This is a genomic window from Phytoactinopolyspora endophytica, assembly GCF_004138495.1.
GTDB lineage: Bacteria > Actinomycetota > Actinomycetes > Jiangellales > Jiangellaceae > Phytoactinopolyspora > Phytoactinopolyspora endophytica.
Genome location: NZ_ML142863.1, coordinates 193358 through 195859 on the forward strand (window position 1 = coordinate 193358; position 2502 = coordinate 195859).

3 protein-coding genes and 1 pseudogene are annotated in these 2502 nt (G+C 70.3%); all 4 read right to left on the minus strand.

Going from position 1 to position 2502, the window contains the following annotated elements:
• The coding region (locus ELR45_RS39030) for an NAD(P)-binding domain-containing protein (RefSeq protein WP_205857218.1) at positions 1-264 on the minus strand (264 nt) is incomplete at its 3' end.
• Positions 261-1217 (minus strand): VOC family protein, encoded by a 957-nt coding sequence (locus tag ELR45_RS25120; protein WP_129668772.1) that lies wholly within the window; start codon positions 1215-1217, stop codon positions 261-263. The genes ELR45_RS25120 and ELR45_RS39030, both read right to left, overlap by 4 nt.
• Before the next feature lie 25 nt (positions 1218-1242).
• A complete protein-coding gene (locus tag ELR45_RS25125) occupies positions 1243-2355 on the minus strand; it encodes a 4-oxalomesaconate tautomerase (protein WP_129668773.1) in 1113 nt (370 codons plus the stop codon).
• Positions 2355-2502: pseudogene (locus tag ELR45_RS42950) on the minus strand (4-carboxy-4-hydroxy-2-oxoadipate aldolase/oxaloacetate decarboxylase); the annotation flags it as partial. The pseudogene ELR45_RS42950 and the gene ELR45_RS25125, both read right to left, overlap by 1 nt.

Here is a 2502-nt window from a genome sequence, read left to right on the forward strand (position 1 = left end):
GAGGTCCGCCCAGACCGTCCCGGGTCGCAGCCTGGGTAATGCGTTACTCAGTGCGGTCATCGCGTCGTCCGCGCTGTTGACGCTGAGCACCAGGTCGGCGTCGGCGACGGCGTCGGCCTCGCCGGAGCGGAATGCCACTCCCGCAGGCGGCGCGACCCGGGGGTCGTAGCCGCGGACGTCCGCCCCGGCGGCCACCAGGTCGCGGGCGATCTCCGCCCCCGCCTCCCCCAGCCCGAGGACCGAGATGCGCACCGCAGGGGTCACGGCGCCCGGTCGACGGGAGGCGTGCCGTGGGTGTGGAAGGACTCGATGGTCTTCAACCCCCACGCCTGCCCCTTGGCCCGTTCCGCCTCGGTCCAGTCGACCGGCTGCCAGTCCGGGGCCAGGACGAGCCGGGCGCCGGCGTTGCACAGCTCGATCCGGTTGCCGCCTGGCTCGTAGACGTAAAGGAAGACGGTCTGCTGGATGGCGTGCTTGTGCGGACCGGTCTCGATGAAGACTCCCTGGTCGAGAGCGATGTCGGCGGCACGGAGAATGTCGCTGCGAGTGTCGACGGCGAAGGCGATGTGGTGTAGCCGGCCGGGTGTGCCGGTGCGGTCACGGGTGTAGACGGCGTCGTAGCCCTTGCTGGTGAACGTCGTCCAGCTGCCCGCGGTGGATCCGTCGTCGAGCACGATCTGCTCGGTGACCATGGCGCCGAGGACGTCGCGCAGGTAGTCCCGGTTCTGTTCGACGTCGACCCCGAGGTAGTTGATGTGGTCGAGGCGGCGGACGCTGACGCCGCGTGCCGGATACGCCTGCGCTTGGTTCTTCAGCGACGGCCTCAGCTCGGCCGGCGGCTCGTACCACTCACTCTCGTAGTACACGCCGAGCTCGTGCCCATCGGGGTCGGTGAAGACGTAGGTCGGCCCGTACCCGGGGTCGCCGTCCTGCCAGCCGACACCGCGGCCGGTCGCCTCGATCTCCTTGACCAGGCGCTGGAGCGCCTCGGGGCCGGCCGCTCGCAGGTTGGTGCGACCGACCCCCGATGTGCTGTGGGCGGTGAGCTTGATGGTGGTGTTCTCGTAGTCGTCGAAGGCTCGCAGGAACACCGAGTCCCCGGCCGACCCGTTCTCGGTCAGCCCGAGGAATCGGGTGAAGAACTCGAGGCTCTCCTCGAACACCGGCGTGCGGAGCTCCACGTGGGCGAGGTGGGCGATCTCGTGCAGGGGTGGCATATCGTCTCCCATCGACGGGGCGGATTCACGGATTCGGGGTGCGGGATCGGGCACGGGGGAAGGCGGTGCCGTCGAAGAGCTTGCGGGCGGTGCGCACGACGCCCGAGCGGACCACCCGCGGCGGCGCCGCATCGGTGTCGACCACGACGTCGACGAGCAGGTGGCCGGTCGGGTGCTCGACGCCGACCTGCGAGCGGCCTGTGGGCCAGGCGTCGGTCAGCTCGTGGCCGACCGCGCCCGGGAGCAGCATGCCGGTCACCGCGCTGACGGCCGCCAGTATGCCGACCGAGGTGTGGGGCTTGACTGGAATGAACGATCGGGTGCAGAGCTGCCCGCCGTCGCGCGGCGGGGCAAGCAGGATCGACTTCGGCACCGAGGATTCCGTGACGTCGCCGAGGCCCATCAACCGGCCGGCCTCGACCCGGAAGGCGTCGATCCGCTCGAGCAGAGCGGCGTCGGCGGCCAGGTCCTCGTGGGACTCGTAGCCGGTGAGACCGAAGGACTCCGCCATGGCCACGGCCACCGGCATGCCGTTGTCCACGCAGGTCGTCGGCACGCCGCCCACCACGTCGCGGACGTTCCCGGTGGGAAGCAGGCTCCCGGTGAACGATCCCTCGGTGCCGGTGAAGGTGAGCGTCACCGGTGCGGCGGTGCCGGGCACGCCGTCGATCGTGACGTCTCCCCTGTACTCGACCCGGCCTCGCGGGGTCGGGAAGGTGGCGACGGCGATGCTGTCGGAGTTGACCATCCGGATCCGCACGCTGGTCTCATCGTCGGGGGCCGGGACCAGGCCACGCTCCACCGCGAACGGTCCGACCCCGGCCAGGATGTTGCCGCAGTTCTGCCGGTCGCTGACCATGGCCTGCTCGACTCCCAGCTGCAGGAACAGGTAGTCGACGTCCGCGTCCGGATGGTGCGATGGGCCGACGACGGCCACCTTGCTCGTCAACGACGTGCTACCGCCGAGGCCGTCGATCTGCCGTGGGTCGGGCGTGCCCATCAGCCGCAGCAGCACATCGTCCCGTTCTCCAGAGTCGGCCGGAAGATCCGCGGCCTCGAAGTACAGCCCTCGGGAGGTGCCGCCCCGCAGCATGGTGCAGCGCACGCCCGTACCGTCGTAGTCGGGAGCGTCAGTCATCACCGTCCCCGCTCATACTCGGAGTAGGTGACGTACTCGATACCGAACTCGCCCAGCCGCTGACGCAGTCCGTAACGGTCCAGGCCGAGCTCGCCGGCCTGGAAGGCCGACCGGGTGGCCGCCTCCTTCTCCATGCGGGCCTGCGAC